The sequence below is a fragment of the Acinetobacter rudis genome, from assembly GCF_000829675.1.
Classification (GTDB): domain Bacteria; phylum Pseudomonadota; class Gammaproteobacteria; order Pseudomonadales; family Moraxellaceae; genus Acinetobacter; species Acinetobacter rudis.
Map to the genome: position 1 here is coordinate 37,567 of NZ_BBRX01000028.1, position 14,939 is coordinate 52,505.

At 40.7% G+C, this 14,939-nt stretch carries 15 protein-coding genes; 8 read left to right on the plus strand and 7 right to left on the minus strand.

What is annotated here, in order from left to right:
- Nucleotides 1–112: 112 nt before the first annotated feature.
- The 4 genes from lipB to Aru01_RS08365 all read left to right on the plus strand — a co-directional run bounded on the left by lipB (nucleotide 113) and on the right by Aru01_RS08365 (nucleotide 4,214).
- Nucleotides 113–769: a lipoyl(octanoyl) transferase LipB gene (gene lipB / locus Aru01_RS08350; protein ID WP_016655235.1), complete on the plus strand. Its 657-nt coding sequence runs from the start codon at nucleotides 113–115 to the stop codon at nucleotides 767–769.
- Nucleotides 770–900: 131 nt separating this feature from the next.
- Nucleotides 901–1,380, plus strand: coding sequence for a hypothetical protein (locus Aru01_RS08355; RefSeq protein WP_370736883.1), 480 nt, complete (start codon nucleotides 901–903; stop codon nucleotides 1,378–1,380).
- A gap of 1 nt (nucleotide 1,381) precedes the next feature.
- Entirely contained in the window at nucleotides 1,382–2,566 is a 1,185-nt protein-coding gene (locus Aru01_RS08360; protein ID WP_016655233.1) for an iron-containing alcohol dehydrogenase, read from the plus strand.
- Nucleotides 2,567–2,828: 262 nt separating this feature from the next.
- Nucleotides 2,829–4,214, plus strand: coding sequence for an APC family permease (locus tag Aru01_RS08365; RefSeq protein ID WP_155757928.1), 1,386 nt, complete (start codon nucleotides 2,829–2,831; stop codon nucleotides 4,212–4,214).
- 90 nt (nucleotides 4,215–4,304) lie between these two features.
- Here Aru01_RS08365 and Aru01_RS08370 read toward each other — a convergent pair whose 3' ends face one another.
- Entirely contained in the window at nucleotides 4,305–4,862 is a 558-nt protein-coding gene (locus Aru01_RS08370) for a flavodoxin family protein (RefSeq protein WP_016655231.1), read from the minus strand.
- A 124-nt stretch (nucleotides 4,863–4,986) separates the two neighbouring features.
- On the opposite strand from Aru01_RS08370, the gene Aru01_RS08375 reads away from it, so the two are divergent.
- Nucleotides 4,987–5,373: a winged helix-turn-helix transcriptional regulator gene (locus Aru01_RS08375; protein WP_016655230.1), complete on the plus strand. Its 387-nt coding sequence runs from the start codon at nucleotides 4,987–4,989 to the stop codon at nucleotides 5,371–5,373.
- Nucleotides 5,374–5,430: 57 nt separating this feature from the next.
- Here Aru01_RS08375 and Aru01_RS08380 read toward each other — a convergent pair whose 3' ends face one another.
- The 6 genes from Aru01_RS08380 to rplU all read right to left on the minus strand — a co-directional run bounded on the left by Aru01_RS08380 (nucleotide 5,431) and on the right by rplU (nucleotide 10,683).
- The gene (locus Aru01_RS08380; protein WP_016655229.1) at nucleotides 5,431–5,910 is read right to left on the minus strand and encodes a tRNA (cytidine(34)-2'-O)-methyltransferase; all 480 of its coding nucleotides are present in this window, start codon (nucleotides 5,908–5,910) and stop codon (nucleotides 5,431–5,433) included.
- Between the two features lie 20 nt (nucleotides 5,911–5,930).
- Entirely contained in the window at nucleotides 5,931–7,319 is a 1,389-nt protein-coding gene (gene cysG / locus Aru01_RS08385) for a siroheme synthase CysG (RefSeq protein WP_016655228.1), read from the minus strand.
- Nucleotides 7,320–7,364: 45 nt separating this feature from the next.
- A complete protein-coding gene (serS, locus tag Aru01_RS08390) occupies nucleotides 7,365–8,636 on the minus strand; it encodes a serine--tRNA ligase (RefSeq protein ID WP_016655227.1) in 1,272 nt (423 codons plus the stop codon).
- Between the two features lie 522 nt (nucleotides 8,637–9,158).
- Nucleotides 9,159–9,857 carry an outer membrane lipoprotein periplasmic chaperone LolA gene (gene lolA / locus Aru01_RS08395; RefSeq protein ID WP_016655226.1) on the minus strand — a complete coding sequence of 233 codons (699 nt, stop codon included), beginning with the start codon at nucleotides 9,855–9,857 and terminating at the stop codon, nucleotides 9,159–9,161.
- 238 nt (nucleotides 9,858–10,095) lie between these two features.
- The gene (gene rpmA, locus Aru01_RS08400; RefSeq protein ID WP_016655225.1) at nucleotides 10,096–10,353 is read right to left on the minus strand and encodes a 50S ribosomal protein L27; all 258 of its coding nucleotides are present in this window, start codon (nucleotides 10,351–10,353) and stop codon (nucleotides 10,096–10,098) included.
- Nucleotides 10,354–10,371: 18 nt separating this feature from the next.
- Nucleotides 10,372–10,683, minus strand: coding sequence for a 50S ribosomal protein L21 (gene rplU, locus Aru01_RS08405; protein ID WP_016655224.1), 312 nt, complete (start codon nucleotides 10,681–10,683; stop codon nucleotides 10,372–10,374).
- Nucleotides 10,684–11,104: 421 nt separating this feature from the next.
- Here rplU and sdsA point away from each other — a divergent pair, with 421 nt between their 5' ends.
- The 3 genes from sdsA to Aru01_RS08420 all read left to right on the plus strand — a co-directional run bounded on the left by sdsA (nucleotide 11,105) and on the right by Aru01_RS08420 (nucleotide 14,939).
- Nucleotides 11,105–12,082, plus strand: a complete 978-nt coding sequence (sdsA, locus tag Aru01_RS08410; protein ID WP_016655223.1) for an All-trans-nonaprenyl-diphosphate synthase — start codon at nucleotides 11,105–11,107, stop codon at nucleotides 12,080–12,082.
- 21 nt (nucleotides 12,083–12,103) lie between these two features.
- Nucleotides 12,104–14,146: a site-specific recombinase gene (locus Aru01_RS08415; protein WP_016655222.1), complete on the plus strand. Its 2,043-nt coding sequence runs from the start codon at nucleotides 12,104–12,106 to the stop codon at nucleotides 14,144–14,146.
- A 226-nt stretch (nucleotides 14,147–14,372) separates the two neighbouring features.
- Complete coding sequence (locus tag Aru01_RS08420) at nucleotides 14,373–14,939, plus strand: phosphatase PAP2 family protein (protein ID WP_228128723.1); 567 nt, start codon at nucleotides 14,373–14,375, stop codon at nucleotides 14,937–14,939.

Consider the following 14,939-nt stretch of genomic DNA (forward strand, 5'->3'; position numbering starts at 1 on the left):
TACACCCCTATGTGCAAACAAAGGGGTGTACTATTATTTATCAGTTGACTCTCCATTCAACCTTTGTTGATTTATAATCAAATTCAGCATCACTTTGGAATAATCAATACAAATGAATGACTTTGCAAAACCTATTCTCAACATCAAACAGTATCGCGATCTGACTGACTACGCTCAGTTCTTTGTACAAATGAAAAGCTATACAGAACAGCGCGATCAAAATAGCCCAGATGAAATATGGTTATTGCAACATTCAGCGGTACTCACCCAGGGGCAAGCCGGTAAACCTGAACACATCTTGATCCCCTCTGATCTACCTGTTGTCCAAAGTGACCGTGGCGGTCAAGTGACTTGGCACGGCCCAGGCCAATTGGTCATTTATTTTTTGTTCGATCTCAATCGATTAGGCTGGAATGTACGTGCACTAGTCAGTTTTGCTGAACAACTGATGATTGATTTACTCAAGAAATATCAAATCGAAGCCTATGCCAAAGCAGATGCACCTGGTGTCTATGTCAATGAAAATAAAATTGGCTCGCTTGGTTTTAAAATTCGCCGTGGTCGTAGTTATCATGGACTTGCATTAAATATCGACTGTGATTTAAATGGCTTCCATACCATTAATCCTTGTGGTTATGCGGGGCTAGAAATGGTAAGAATTTGTGATCTTGTACAAAACTATCCAAGCTATACACAATTGTGCCAAGATGTCGTAGAGTATTTCAAACAACAAGATTTTTTTAGTCAAGTGAATTTAACAGACCTTTAAGACACTATCTTTTTTCATTAGACCCGTCTAGAGTAATTACTCTAAATCATAAGTACGATTAAACAAGGGACAGTAGCGTGATTTTTTCCAAACCGATAAAACCCACACTTGAAACCGCCTATGTCAAACTCATGATGGACGTCATTGGTCGTGGTTTAGTTATGGCCAGCCAAGTAGACACTGAAATCCAACATGAAATTGCACAATTCCCAGTCGGCTTTTGTCTATCCATGAATGTTTTCCCTAAGGGACCTGCTTTTGTGCTTGAAGTGAATCCACAAAAACAGCTGACATTGGTTAAACAACTCGACAAAAAGCCAGATCTCACGATCACTTTCAAGCATTTGCATCACGCTTTTCTGGTGTTCTCATTTCAAGAAAGTACGGCAAGATCTTTTGCCAATGATCGTATGATTGCAGACGGTGATGTAAGTCATGCCATACGTTTGGTACGCTGCCTCAACAAAATGGAGGCCTTAATTTTGCCTAAACTTGTCGCTGAACTCGCAGTGAAAGAATACCCACAACAACTGAGCTTTAAAGAAAAAATAAATAGCGCAGCAAATATTTATCTCAAAGTTGCCCAATCATATTTCAAAGGAGGTGTCTGACATGACCAAATCTTATTATGAGTTTTTTTGCCCAGTTAAAGTTATCGCAGGTCATGCAGCGCTTGAGCACATTCCTTTTGAGCTTGCGATCTTAGGTTCTAAGCGACCAATGATCATCACGGACAAAGGCGTGCGTAGTAATCAACTCCTTGCACCACTTGAAACTGCTTTTGCAGCAAGTGATATTGAATTGGCATGTATTTTTGATGATGTACCACCAGATTCAAGTTTAGAAACAGTCGCAACAGCAGCTGCTGCCTATCGCGAACACCAATGTGATGCGATTATTGCTGTCGGTGGTGGCTCTGTGATTGATACCTCAAAAGCAACCAATATCTTGGTCTCTGAAGGTGGTGATGACTTACTGAAATACTCAGGAGCCCACAACTTAACTCGACCACTCAAACCTTTTTTTGTGATTCCAACAACATCAGGTACAGGTTCAGAAACAACGATGGTTGCTGTGGTTTCTGATCATCAACGTAATATTAAACTTCCTTTTGCATCGCAATACCTTATGCCGCATGCTGCCATTTTAGATCCACGCATGACGCAAACACTGCCACCTCATTTAACAGCAATGACAGCGATGGATGCATTAACGCATGCTGTTGAATCCTATACTTGCCTAGCAGCTAACCCAATGAGCGATGCTTATGCAACAGCTGCGATCAAGAAAATTGCAAAGAATTTGTTTACTGTTCTTGAGTCGCCTAATGATGTGCAAGGACGTTTAGAGTTAGCTCAAGCCTCTACCATGGCTGGTGTAGCATTTTCCAACTCTATGGTTGGATTAGTGCACTCACTTGGACATGCGCTTGGTGCAGTTGCACACTTACCGCACGGACTTTGTATGAACCTCTTTTTGCCTTATGTACTTCAGTACAACAAAGAGGTCAATCATGACAAAATCGCAGACCTCCTCCTCCCCTTAGCTGGTGCGGACATTTATGCACAAACCCCTGCGGATGCACGTGCTGACAAGGCGATTGATGTGATTTTAACCATGCGCGATCGTGTCTATGACTTGACTAAATTACCACGCACATTGAGTGAAACAGGCCGTATAAACCAAGATCAACTTGATGAAGTTGCTGAAAAAGCACTCAACGATGGTTCTATTATATTCAATCCAAAAGAAACCAACTTACAAGATCTTAAAATGATTTTAGAAAAAGCTTGGTAATTTTAAAAAAATCAGCCAATATACCCCCAGTTCAAGCCTGATGTTTTTTCAAACATCGGGCTTTTACATTGTAACTTCAGAAAGGCGTGGATTTTTTTAATTGGCATAATTTCTGCAAAAAATCCAACAAAGGCGCTAGCAGATAAAATCAAATTAGATTAGATTAGCGCGCTTTGTTTATTCTTAGGGGGGGATCGTTCGTCTCAAACGGTCCTTAATCATTAAGACTGATCCTTGATCAACGACTATGAGGATTCCGCCGTTGACAAATATTCCTGGGACTCCACCTGCTGCTAAACTCAAAAAAAATCTCGTGCTATGGCACATTATCATTATTGGTTTAGCGTATATTCAGCCACTAACTTTATTTGATACTTTCGGTCTTGTATCAGATGGAAGTCAAGGCCATGTTCCAACCTCATATATTTTTGCTCTATTTGCCATACTACTTACCTCCATTAGTTATGGGCACATGATTAAGCGTTATCCATCGTCTGGTTCTGCTTATACCTATGCTCAAAAATCTATTCATCCCAATGTTGGATTTATGGTGGGCTGGTCGTCGTGGTTAGATTATTTACTCTCGCCATTGGTCAACATTATATTGGCAGATATTTATCTACGCGCCCTATATCCAGAAGTAAATAACTGGATCTGGGTCATTGCCTTAACGACAATAATGACAGTCATTAACTTATTTGGCTCTCGTTTTGTTGCACGCTTTAACAGCACCATCGTTGTTATTCAACTGGGTGTAATATTCTATTTTGTTTACCAAGTCTATGTATTGCTCACCCAAGGTGTTTACGCTGACGGCACGCTTAACCCAGACAAAGCTGCATTATGGAGTATGGCTCCATTTTGGAATGAAATGACTTCGGTCGCTGCCTTAATTGGTGGTGCGACGATTTTATGCTTCTCATTTACTGGTTTTGATGCACTGTCTTCACTTGCAGAAGAAACCAAAGATGCAGAAAAAACGCTTCCACGTGCAATTTTTGCCACGGCACTTATTGCAGGGATTATCTTTATCGTAAGTACTTACTTTATCCAGTTGTACTTCCCGAGTAATCCAAATATTTATTTCAACCCACTCGATGAATCACAGCCTGTTATGGTTGCAGCGATTGGTAGTATTGCTTTTAAAACCATGGTGCTCTACTTCGCTGTAGTTGCGGTTATGGCTTCAGGTATTTCTGCACATGCAGGTGTATCACGCTTGATGTATGTTATGGGTCGTGACGGTGTCATTAACAAAAAGATCTTTGGTCATATTAGTCCAAAGCTTCATACACCAACCTATAACATTTTAATCGTGGGTGTAGTTGCCTTAACTGCTGGTTTCTTAAGCCTTGAGCATATTGTTAACCTAATCAGTTTTGGTGCTTTGACAGCCTTTAGTTTTGTCAACTTCTCAGTGATATCACGTTATGCACTGCGAGATGGTCGAAATAAAACACCTGCCGATATCTTTAAGTATATCGTCATACCGACGCTTGGTTTTGCTAGTGTTTTCTTAATGTGGCTTGAGATTGATGAATCTGCATTAAAAATTGGCTTAATCTGGGCTGCAATTGGTGTTGGCTATCTGGCCTACAAAACACGTGGTTTCCGTTATCCTGCACCGCAGCATAATGAACACGAGTAATCTCACACTCTTCTCAAAAAAATAGGCTGTTAACAAACAGCCTATTTTTTTTGCTTCGTTATTTTAACCGACTTATTTTTGATGGATATCTTAATGCACTGTAAACTTATCTGTGATCAGTTTTACCCGTCGTGCATAAGCTTTCGCAGTCTCTAAGTCACCACTGGCTATTTCTTCAATAGATGCATCAGCAGGAGACTGCACGAGTAAACCCACCGAACCACCTAGGTTATTGATATCACTACGCTGTGCTGCTTTTGTGTTTGACGGAGCTAAACCTAAACTCACCCAAATTCCACCATGCTGTGATGCCAAGGTTTGAAAATTAATCAGTGTCACTTGTTTATCACCATTCAAACTAGCACTGTTAGTAAAACCTGCAAATATTTTGTCTTGCCACGCTCGACTAAACCACATTTTAGAACTTTGATCAGCAAACTTTTTAAACTGCCACGGCATACTGCCCATATAAGTCGGAGCACCAAAGACAATTGCATCCGCATCTTCAAGTTGCTGCCAAGCCTGCTCATCAATCTCACCTTGTTGATCAATCTCGATCAACTGTGCCTGAATTTCTTGAGCAAATGTTTCAGCAACAACACGGGTATGACCATAACCAGAATAATATACAACGGCGACTTTAGACATCTTGTTCTCTCTAATCAATTGAATAATTCATATAGTATATTTTAGAAACTAGATGTCAATTAGTTACCAAATGGTAACTGGTCATGATATGCTGTTCACATAACCATCATTCGGTGTGCTTCTCATGGAAAAAGCCTTAGCTTTCAATATTTACCATCCCAATTGTCCCTCTAGATTATTTTTTAGTAATCTTGCTGACAAGTGGGTGTTATTTATCGTAGATACACTACAAACTCAGCCTACTCATTTTAATGCGCTAAAGAAAATTATCGCTGGAATCTCGCCAAAGGTACTCTCACAAAAACTTAAAATGTTAGAACGAGATGGTTTTATCCAACGTGAGCTTCTCGATACACGCCCTATCAAAGTCATGTACTCTCTCACTCCACTTGGCCATGAACTGGCTCAAAGTGCTTTAGCATTTAAACTCTGGGCAGAGCGCAATATGCAACATGTGCTTGATGCACAGCAAAAGTATGATGCAGCAGAACAACTCACAGCAAAAATATAAAAAAAAGCAACGACAAATCGTTGCTTTCATTTAGCTTAGAACAAGATCTAGAGCAGCTTAAATAAGATCTTTAAAGCCCTGTTGACGCCATGCCTCATACACAATCACCGCTGTCGCATTCGACAGATTTAAACTGCGTGAATTCGGCGCCATCGGTAAGCGAATCCAGTTTTCGACAGGAAACATCATCCGCACTTGCTCAGGTAAACCACGTGTTTCAGGCCCAAGCAATAATGCCACAGGTCGATTCAACTCACTTTGATGGGGTAAAGCCGAGCCTTTGGTGGTCATTGGATAAATTGCATCGACGCTAATTCCCTGCTTTGCTAGCGCAGTCAGACAATCTTCAATCGTTTCCCAGATTTGCATACGTGCCCATTCATGGTAATCCAAACCAGCACGTTTAAGTTTTTTATCATCCAACTCAAAACCTAATGGCTTAACCAGATGGAGTTGAGCACCAGTATTGGCACATAGGCGAATGATATTTCCAGTATTACTTGGAATCTCTGGTTCGTATAAAACAACGTGAATCACTGTGCTTCTCTATTTTAACTTTAGACAATCGCTTGAGATTGCCAATTCAGTTTTTCATGTAATGACACCACTTCACCAATAATGGTCAAAGTCGGTGCCTGTATTTGATGTTCAGTTACTTTATCTGCAATATCAGCTAAAGTTCCGACAACGACTTTTTGTTCAGCTGTTGTACCTTTAGAAATCAGTGCAACTGGCATATTCGGACGCTGACCATGCTCAATTAAACGCTGACAAATTGTTTCAAGCCCAACAATTCCCATATAAAGCACCAAAGTCTGATGTTCATAGACCAATTCAGTCCATGGCAACTCAGGTGAACCTGCTTTTAAATGCCCAGTTAAAAACCGTACACTTTGTGCATAATCACGATGTGTCAAAGGAATTCCAGCATAAGCAGCACAGCCCGATGCAGCGGTTATACCCGGTACGACTTGAAAAGTAATACCTGCTGCAAACAACTCCTCGATCTCTTCACCACCGCGACCAAAGATAAAAGGATCACCGCCTTTTAGACGGCACACCCGTTTACCCTGTCCAGCATATTTTACCAATAAGGCATTAATACTGTCTTGGTCCAAGGTATGCTGTGCACGTGCCTTACCGACGTAAACTTTTTCAGCATCACGGCGGCACAAATCTAAAATTTGCTGAGAGACCAAACGATCGTAAATCACCACATCCGCTTGTTGCATTAAACGCAACGCTTTGAGTGTCAATAATTCAGGATCACCAGGACCTGCTCCAACCAAATACACCTCCCCTTTTGGCATTTTCCACGTGCTTAAAGCTTGCTGTATATAGGCTTCGGCCTGTTGATTTTGTTGTTGTAATACCCAGTCTTTAAAAGGACTTGCATAGAGCTCTTCCCAGAACACACGGCGCTCGTCAGGGTTCGGAATCTGTGCCTTCACACGATTACGCCACACACCTGAAAATTCAGCCAAACGGCCAAACTGATGTGGAATCAGACTTTCGAGTTGGGTTCTGAGTTGTCGACTTAAAACAGGTGAAGTGCCGTTACTTGCAATAGAAACTACAATAGGTGAGCGATCAACAATTGCAGGCATCATAAAGCGACAGTTCGGAATATCATCAACACTATTGACTAACACATTTAAGGCTTCACAGCGCTCAAAGACCTGTTGATTGACTTTTGCTTGATCTGTAGCAGCGATCACTAAACGATAGTGCGCCAAGGCTAAATCATCAGCGTACTGCTGCTGAATATATTTCCCCTGAGTCTGCTCAACCAATTGAAGTAAATCAGCAGTAATCTCAAGGGAGACGACATCAATCACAGCGCCAGCTCTTGCCAGCAACTGTGCTTTACGTAAAGCAATCTGCCCCCCACCAACAAGCAAACAAGGCTGCTGATGTAGTTTTAATGAAATTGGAAAAATATCCACGGTACAACACAACCTTTTAGCAAAAAACAGGGGGCAATGGAGAAGTTAATCAATAAACTCAGCATTACGCATATATGGGCGTAAAACTTCAGGAATTTCGATTGAACCATCTTCACGTTGATAGTTTTCCATCACCGCCAATAAAGTACGACCTACAGCCAAACCAGAACCATTAAGCGTATGCACAAATTCGGTTTTCTTTTGGTCAACACGGAAACGCGCCTTCATACGACGTGCTTGGAAATCGCCCATGTTTGAGCATGAAGAGATTTCACGATAAGTATTTTGGCTTGGAACCCAAACTTCTAAATCATAAGTTTTGGTCGCACCAAAGCCCATATCACCACCACAGAGGATGATTTTGCGATATGGCAGGCCAAGCAATTGTAAAATGCGTTCTGCGTGTCCTGTTAACTCTTCTAAAGCTTGCATTGAGTTTTCAGGTTTTACAATTTGCACCATTTCAACTTTATCAAACTGGTGCTGACGAATTAGACCACGTGTATCGCGACCATAAGAACCTGCTTCACTACGGAAACATGGTGTATGTGCTGTATACTTCAGTGGTAAGCGCTCTGTATCAATGATTTCGTCACGAACAAAGTTAGTTACAGGAACTTCAGCCGTTGGGATCAAATAATATTCTTTCTCACCCTGCAACTTAAACAAATCTTCTTCAAACTTGGGTAACTGCCCTGTTCCACGCAAAGAGTCAGCATTGACCAAATATGGAACATAGGCTTCTGTGTAGCCATGTTGTTCAGTATGAGTATCCAACATAAACTGAGTCAAAGCACGTTGCAGCTTTGCCAATGGACCTTTCAATACGCTAAAGCGTGAGCCAGTCAACTTCGTAGCAGTTTCAAACTCAAGTCCGCCCATCCATTCACCGAGATCGGTATGGTCTTTGATGTCAAAATCAAACTGGCGTGGCGTACCCCAAGTTAAAATTTCAACGTTATCACTTTCATCTTTACCTGCTGGTACTGACTCATCTGGCAAGTTTGGAATACTCAGTGATTTCGCTTCGAGTTCAGCCTGAAGCTCATTCAGTCCAACTTCAGCGGCTTTAATCTCATCACCGATTGCTGACATACGTGCCATCAACTCAGAAGCATCCCCACCGGATTTTTTAATAAGACCAACTTGTTTAGCACCAGCATTACGCTCTGCTTGTAAAGATTCAGTCTTAGACTGAATTTCCTTACGACGTACCTCTAATGCTGCCCATTCAGCTGCATCTAGTTGTACACCACGTTTAGCCAAAGCTGCGTTTACAGCCTCAATATTATTTCTGAGTAATTTTGGGTCAATCATAATCAATCTATTTGAAAATAAAGCTCAACATAGTGTAAGCGCTTCACTATAAAAAATATAGTGATCTGATCATAACTCATTGAGTTAGCGATTAGGTTTCGCCTAGTTTTTCACTTAACTATGATCAATATCATGCATTAAAACCTAAATTCTGCCCGATAACTCAAGTTCAATCCGTAAGACACTGCACTCAAAAACAAAAAGCCAAAGCAAATGATTTCGAGAGCATATCGTGCTAAGCCCTAGAGTACTATGAAGAAACTCTGCTGAATAAAGCAGAAAATATGAAAAAGATTAGATTTCAACCACCATCGCAGCGGAAGTTAGACCGTTATGTACTATAAATTTGCAAGCTTTCCTCCCTTTAAAAAAAGGGAGGCATTTATTTGAGGATGTAATTGATTAAAACAATCGTGAGTATAATCAGCAAGCTGTGTGCTATTTCACTCTTAAAACATGCAACAAGTTCTCTTTAACTGATTGCTACTCAAACGTTTTCAATACAGCAAAGCAGTACTGAAATTATTGATCAATAATATCTGTACCCTTTGGCGGTGTGAAATTAAACACTGAAGCTGGAATCGTAGCATTGAGTTTCACATTATTAAAACGCACAGTCGTGGTTTGACCCAAAGAATCTTGCAAAATCATCAGTGCAGGTGTTTTATTTTCACCAAAACTAATCGTTAGATTTTGAAATGCCCCTTCGGTATTTTTAGGATATAAAGTGTAATACGTTTTAGTTTGGTCTGGTTGAGTCACACGATAAGCACGCATGATCTGGTCAACATTACCTGACAACAGCAGCGCTGGAGTATTGGCAACTTGTGCATCTAGGCTTTGACGTACAGCTTGTTGTAAGTCTGGATCATAAATCCATACTGTTTTACCTGTAGTCACAATGGTTTGCTTAGCTGGACTAAAGGTTTGCCAATAGAACTTACCAGGACGTTCAACTTTCATCTCACCTTTAAAGGTTTGATTCATATGCTGTGCAGATAATCCTTTCTTTTGTGGTGTACGACTAGCTCCAGCAGTTACTTTGGTACTTTGTTCAAAATTTGCGGTAAAGCTTTTTACACCTGTTAATTGGCGAACCAAATTCTGTGTTGCTTGTTGTTCTGAGGCTGCAGTCGCTGCAAATGCAACGCTACTCATGACTGGTGCAAGGAACGCCGTACCCAATACAGCCACAGATAATGTTTTAGCCAGCATTTTCATAAGTCTTCACCTAAATTCATTTATATTGATCTGCTATTTACCACACAGATGATCAATGCAAACGCTATCTTAAACCATTTTTTAAAGCTAATAATCTGGAATATAAGAAGTTTTGTATTGTTATATACCTTTAATGTTTAAATTTCTTCATCTTCGTGAAGAAAATCACGCTATTTCCCCTTCCGTTTAGACATAAAAAAACCCACTAAACAGTGGGTTTTTCCTGATCTAAAGAAACTTATACAGCTTCAACAGATACATAGCGACGGCCAAATTGACCTTTCACTTCAAACTTGATTACGCCGTCAGCAGTTGCAAATAAAGTATGGTCACGGCCCATACCTACGTTTGCACCAGCGTGGAACTCAGTACCACGTTGACGAACGATAATGTTACCAGCAGTCACAGCTTGACCACCGTACATTTTAACACCTAGCATTTTTGGGTTTGAATCACGACCGTTACGTGTCGAACCACCGGCTTTCTTGTGAGCCATGTCTCTTACTCCTCGTAATTAGCCTGCGATACCAGTAATTTTCAACTCAGTGAACCATTGACGGTGACCTTGTTGTTTACGGTAATGTTTACGACGACGCATTTTGATGATGCGGATTTTGTCGTGACGACCATGGCTAACCACTTCTGCAGTTACTTTCGCGCCAGCTACAACTGGAGCACCGATTTGAATGCTGTCACCATTTACAAGCATCAACACATCATCAAAAGTGATTGTTGAACCAGTTTCAGCTTTCAATAACTCAACTTTGAGAGTTTCACCCTCAACAACACGGTGCTGTTTACCACCGCTTTGGATTACTGCGTACATAATGTACTCCAAACTAACCCGTGTCGTCGTGCCGATAAAGGAATATATCGATCTTAAAACGAACGCCACTGGGGCATAAGGGTGCATATTTTAAGAGATTTCAAAACAAACAACAAGCAAATTTAATAAATAGTTTATCAAAGAACTAAGCGATTGATTTTAATGCAACTATCAATGTTAATTTTAACAAAGTTAAGCCATTCAATGGCATCATGTGTTAAAAATGAAATAGATTTTTAAAACAATTCCGTTACCATATTAAAACTTTGGGGGATTGTAGCCGTGTAAATCAAATTTATGCCCTACATCGCTAAAACTTGATGTTTACATTGATTCAATGTATCAATGTGCAACATATTCGTTTAGCACAAACAACTTTTTAACTATATTTACATCTAATACTCATAGAGGATGGTTTTACATGACTATCGACTTTAAACAAGATATTCTCGCGCCTGTAGCTACAGATTTTGCCGAAATGGATCAGCTTATCAATGAGGGAATTAGTTCTAAAGTTGCTTTAGTCATGTCTGTCAGTAAACACGTGGTAGAAGCAGGTGGCAAACGTATGCGCCCGATTATGTGTTTGCTCGCTGCCCACGCTTGTGGGGAAACAGACCTTAAGCGTTCACAAATGCTTGCTGCAATTATTGAAATGCTTCATACCGCAACTCTCGTTCATGATGATGTTGTCGATGAGTCAGGTTTACGACGTGGCAAACCCACTGCAAATGCTACTTGGAACAATCAAACTGCCGTTTTAGTAGGTGATTTTTTAATTTCACGTGCATTTGATCTATTGGTCGACTTAGACAATATGACCTTATTGAAAGATTTTTCAACAGGTACATGCGAAATTGCCGAAGGTGAAGTACTACAATTACAAGCACAGCATCAACCAGATACAGATGAAAATACCTATTTAAGTATTATTCATGGTAAAACATCTCGACTATTTGAATTGGCCACAGAAGGTGCTGCGATCTTAGCGGGTACACCACAGTATCGTGAACCACTTCGTCGCTTCGCAGGTCATTTCGGTAATGCCTTTCAAATTATTGATGACATCTTAGACTACACTTCTGATGCTGAAACATTGGGCAAAAACATTGGTGATGATCTCATGGAAGGTAAACCGACCTTACCACTGATCGCTGCGCTGAAAAATACGCAGGGTGAGCAACATGACATCATTCGCCGTAGTATCTCTACAGGAGGTACTTCAGAACTTGAACAAGTGATTGATATTGTTCATCGCTCTGGTGCTTTAGACTATTGTCGTAGCCGCGCGCAACAAGAAACAGATTTAGCGCTACAAGCATTACAAGCTTTACCTGAAAGTCCATATCGTCAAGCCTTAGGTAATTTGGCCAATATGGCGCTATTCCGAATTCAATAAAATGAGCAGACTTTCTTGCCTATGCATATTCACTTTAATGACCTAATTTTGAGCATGCAGGAACAGTTAGAGAACCCCTCTACTGTTCCTGATGAAAACTTATTGATTAAATTGGTGCAGCGAATCCGCCCAATTAATTGCAACGACAACAAAGAAATTCAAGAAAAAATCCAGGCACTTATTCAAGCCTTATTACGCCAGCCTGTTGCAACCTATACTTTACAAAGCTATCTACTCAATCTCATCAATCGCTATAAACAAACCAGTTTGTATGCTGACAGTGGCATTTTATCTTTAGATGGTTTTTGGAACCAATTGAGTCAACGTATTGGTGCGCATTTTTTACCCCTACTCAATGATGAAAGCCAGTTGCAAGATCTGCTGGCCAAAGTCTTTTATGACCGACATGACCGATTTTGGCTGGAAAATATTTCTGATCAAAGCTGGATTCAACTCTTTCGGCTGTTTCCGCTCTCACAGCAAACTCGCCCAGCCAGTAACAGTATTAAGCATGAAATTATTAAAGCCATCACTGTACTGTCTTATCGTATTAGTGGTATCGGCTTATATCCTGAGTTTATTAATGCTCAGCCTGAATTATCTGACTATGAATCACCTTTTTTAGTACAAAACCGTGAAATTGTAGAATTCATCGAATCCTATAAACGGGCACATCGTGAACAGGATCAACATCTGGCTATCCGTTTTCCAGATGCTTCTCAAGCGCTGGTAATGTTGGAACAGTGCCACGATGTTGTTTCTAAGATTCGCCGTGCAACCAAACGTATTGGGGTCAGTATTAGTCTGACCTATTTGTTGTCTTTACTTGAGCAATGTCTACATCGCACAGAGCAGTTACTCAATATTTTGACTGAAGAAGATGACATCCGCTACATTGCCATCGGTGAGTTATTAACTGATGTGGTAGAAGCTCACTCAAGTGAACACAGTGTACGTGCCCTTTTGGCAAGCAATAGCGAATTGATCTCTTTACAGGTGACTGAAAATGCCAGTAAAACCGGCGAACACTATGTAAGTACAGACAAAAAAGGCTTTTTCGCCATGTACCGCTCAGCTGCTGGTGCTGGTATGATCATTGCCACCATGGCCACGCTGAAGATTTTAGCTTCTCGTCTAACATTGGCACCAATGATGCAGGCATTTTTGTACAGTATGAATTACGCCTTTGGTTTTATGTTGATTCATGTTTTACATTTTACCGTTGCCACCAAGCAGCCAGCCATGACTGCCGCTGCTCTTGCAGCCACAGTACAGCATCGCAAAGGCTCTAAAACAGCACAATTGGCTGAACTTGCTGGACTCATTGTCAATATTATTCGAACACAGTTCATCGCTATTTTAGGTAATATCTCGATTGCGATACCCACTGCGGCATTAATTACCTTTTTCTGGCAATACGCCTTAGATGAACCTCTACTCAAACACGCAAAAGCAGATGCCCTGCTCCATAGTCTCAACCCGTTTACTTCCTTGGCGATTCCACATGCTGCGATTGCAGGTGTTTGTTTATTTCTATCCGGCTTGATTGCAGGTTACTTTGACAACCTTGCAATCTATAGAAAAATTGGACCTCGACTAAAAGCACATCAACGTTTTGCGCGACTCATGGGGCAAGCACGACTCGACCGTTTTGCTGACTACGTACAGCGTAACTTAGGTGCACTCGCCGGTAACTTCTTATTCGGTATTATGTTAGGCAGTATGGGGACTTTAGGCTTTATTTTAGGCTTACCTTTAGATATCAGACACATTGCCTTTGCTTCTGCAAACTTTATACAAGGCTTGCTGTGCATTAGTGGTACACCTGATATCGGCCTCATCATTGTTTCCTTCCTCGGTGTACTTCTCATCGGTCTGACTAACTTATTTGTGAGTTTCAGCCTCACTGTCGTCGTAGCATTAAGAGCAAGACGAGTGCGTTTTGAACAGTGGAAACCCTTGGCTAAACTGGTTTATACCCACTTTTTCACACGACCAATGGACTTTTTCTGGCCACCTAAAACCCCAGTTGATGTAGAAAGCAACACTAAAAACACACCGTAGATAACGATTTAACAACACATAAAAAAACTATTTATGTGCAACAAAATTTAAGCAAAATTATTGATATTAATTCGTATTTGTAACGCTTGAAAAAAAGTGTACCGACAAGTACACTTTAGCGATTAAATTAATCCCTACGAAATCGGTTAATTTTATTTAGGTCAAACAGATGCCTTATTCCTACGCCATAATAAGCGGTATTGGGTTCATCATAAGTTGTCTCTGGATGCTTAACCCGAGCATCCAAAATTATGATCAACTTGCAGTTGTATGGGCGAGTTTACATCGCACTACCTTTTTGGATGAAATTGCAGTAACTTTATCCATACTAGGGGGATCAGCAACAGTACTTCTTATTTGCGGCATATATTGTGTAAGGTTATTACGCTCTAAAAGCTACGATCAGGTGGCTTTTATTTGTTTGGCTGTTTTTGGCAGTGGCGCTATTGGCTGGATGCTTAAGTATCTCATTCAACGTCCGCGACCAGACGCAGCTGAAGCATTGGTTCAAAGCTATGGTGCCTCTTTTCCTAGTGCACATAGTATTTACTCGATCGTAATTGCCTATGTTTTACTGTTTATATTTCAGAAACAAACACATAGTAAAGTCATTATGATGATGATTGGTTTATGGCCAATCTGCATGGGGTTATCGCGAGTTTATCTTGGCGTTCACTATCCAACTGATGTTCTTGCCGGATGGAGTATCGGTTTAATGTGGATTGCATTATTGCAATGCGCATTTAACAAGTTTGTATACCTTAAAACAAATAACTTTTTAGATAAGATCTAA

Bases quoted from the DNA above. Each gene is read 5' to 3' on its own strand.
- lolA (WP_016655226.1), bottom strand. From the start codon at position 9,857: ATGAAAATGCTGGCTAAAACATTATCTGTGGCTGTATTGGGTACGGCG.
- Aru01_RS08360 (WP_016655233.1), top strand. From the start codon at position 1,382: ATGACCAAATCTTATTATGAGTTTTTTTGCCCAGTTAAAGTTATCGCA.
- Aru01_RS08420 (WP_228128723.1), top strand. From the start codon at position 14,373: ATGCTTAACCCGAGCATCCAAAATTATGATCAACTTGCAGTTGTATGG.
- sdsA (WP_016655223.1), top strand. From the start codon at position 11,105: ATGACTATCGACTTTAAACAAGATATTCTCGCGCCTGTAGCTACAGAT.
- Aru01_RS08370 (WP_016655231.1), bottom strand. From the start codon at position 4,862: ATGTCTAAAGTCGCCGTTGTATATTATTCTGGTTATGGTCATACCCGT.
- rplU (WP_016655224.1), bottom strand. From the start codon at position 10,683: ATGTACGCAGTAATCCAAAGCGGTGGTAAACAGCACCGTGTTGTTGAG.
- Aru01_RS08355 (WP_370736883.1), top strand. From the start codon at position 901: ATGATGGACGTCATTGGTCGTGGTTTAGTTATGGCCAGCCAAGTAGAC.
- lipB (WP_016655235.1), top strand. From the start codon at position 113: ATGAATGACTTTGCAAAACCTATTCTCAACATCAAACAGTATCGCGAT.
- Aru01_RS08375 (WP_016655230.1), top strand. From the start codon at position 4,987: ATGGAAAAAGCCTTAGCTTTCAATATTTACCATCCCAATTGTCCCTCT.
- rpmA (WP_016655225.1), bottom strand. From the start codon at position 10,353: ATGGCTCACAAGAAAGCCGGTGGTTCGACACGTAACGGTCGTGATTCA.
- serS (WP_016655227.1), bottom strand. From the start codon at position 8,636: ATGATTGACCCAAAATTACTCAGAAATAATATTGAGGCTGTAAACGCA.
- Aru01_RS08415 (WP_016655222.1), top strand. From the start codon at position 12,104: ATGCATATTCACTTTAATGACCTAATTTTGAGCATGCAGGAACAGTTA.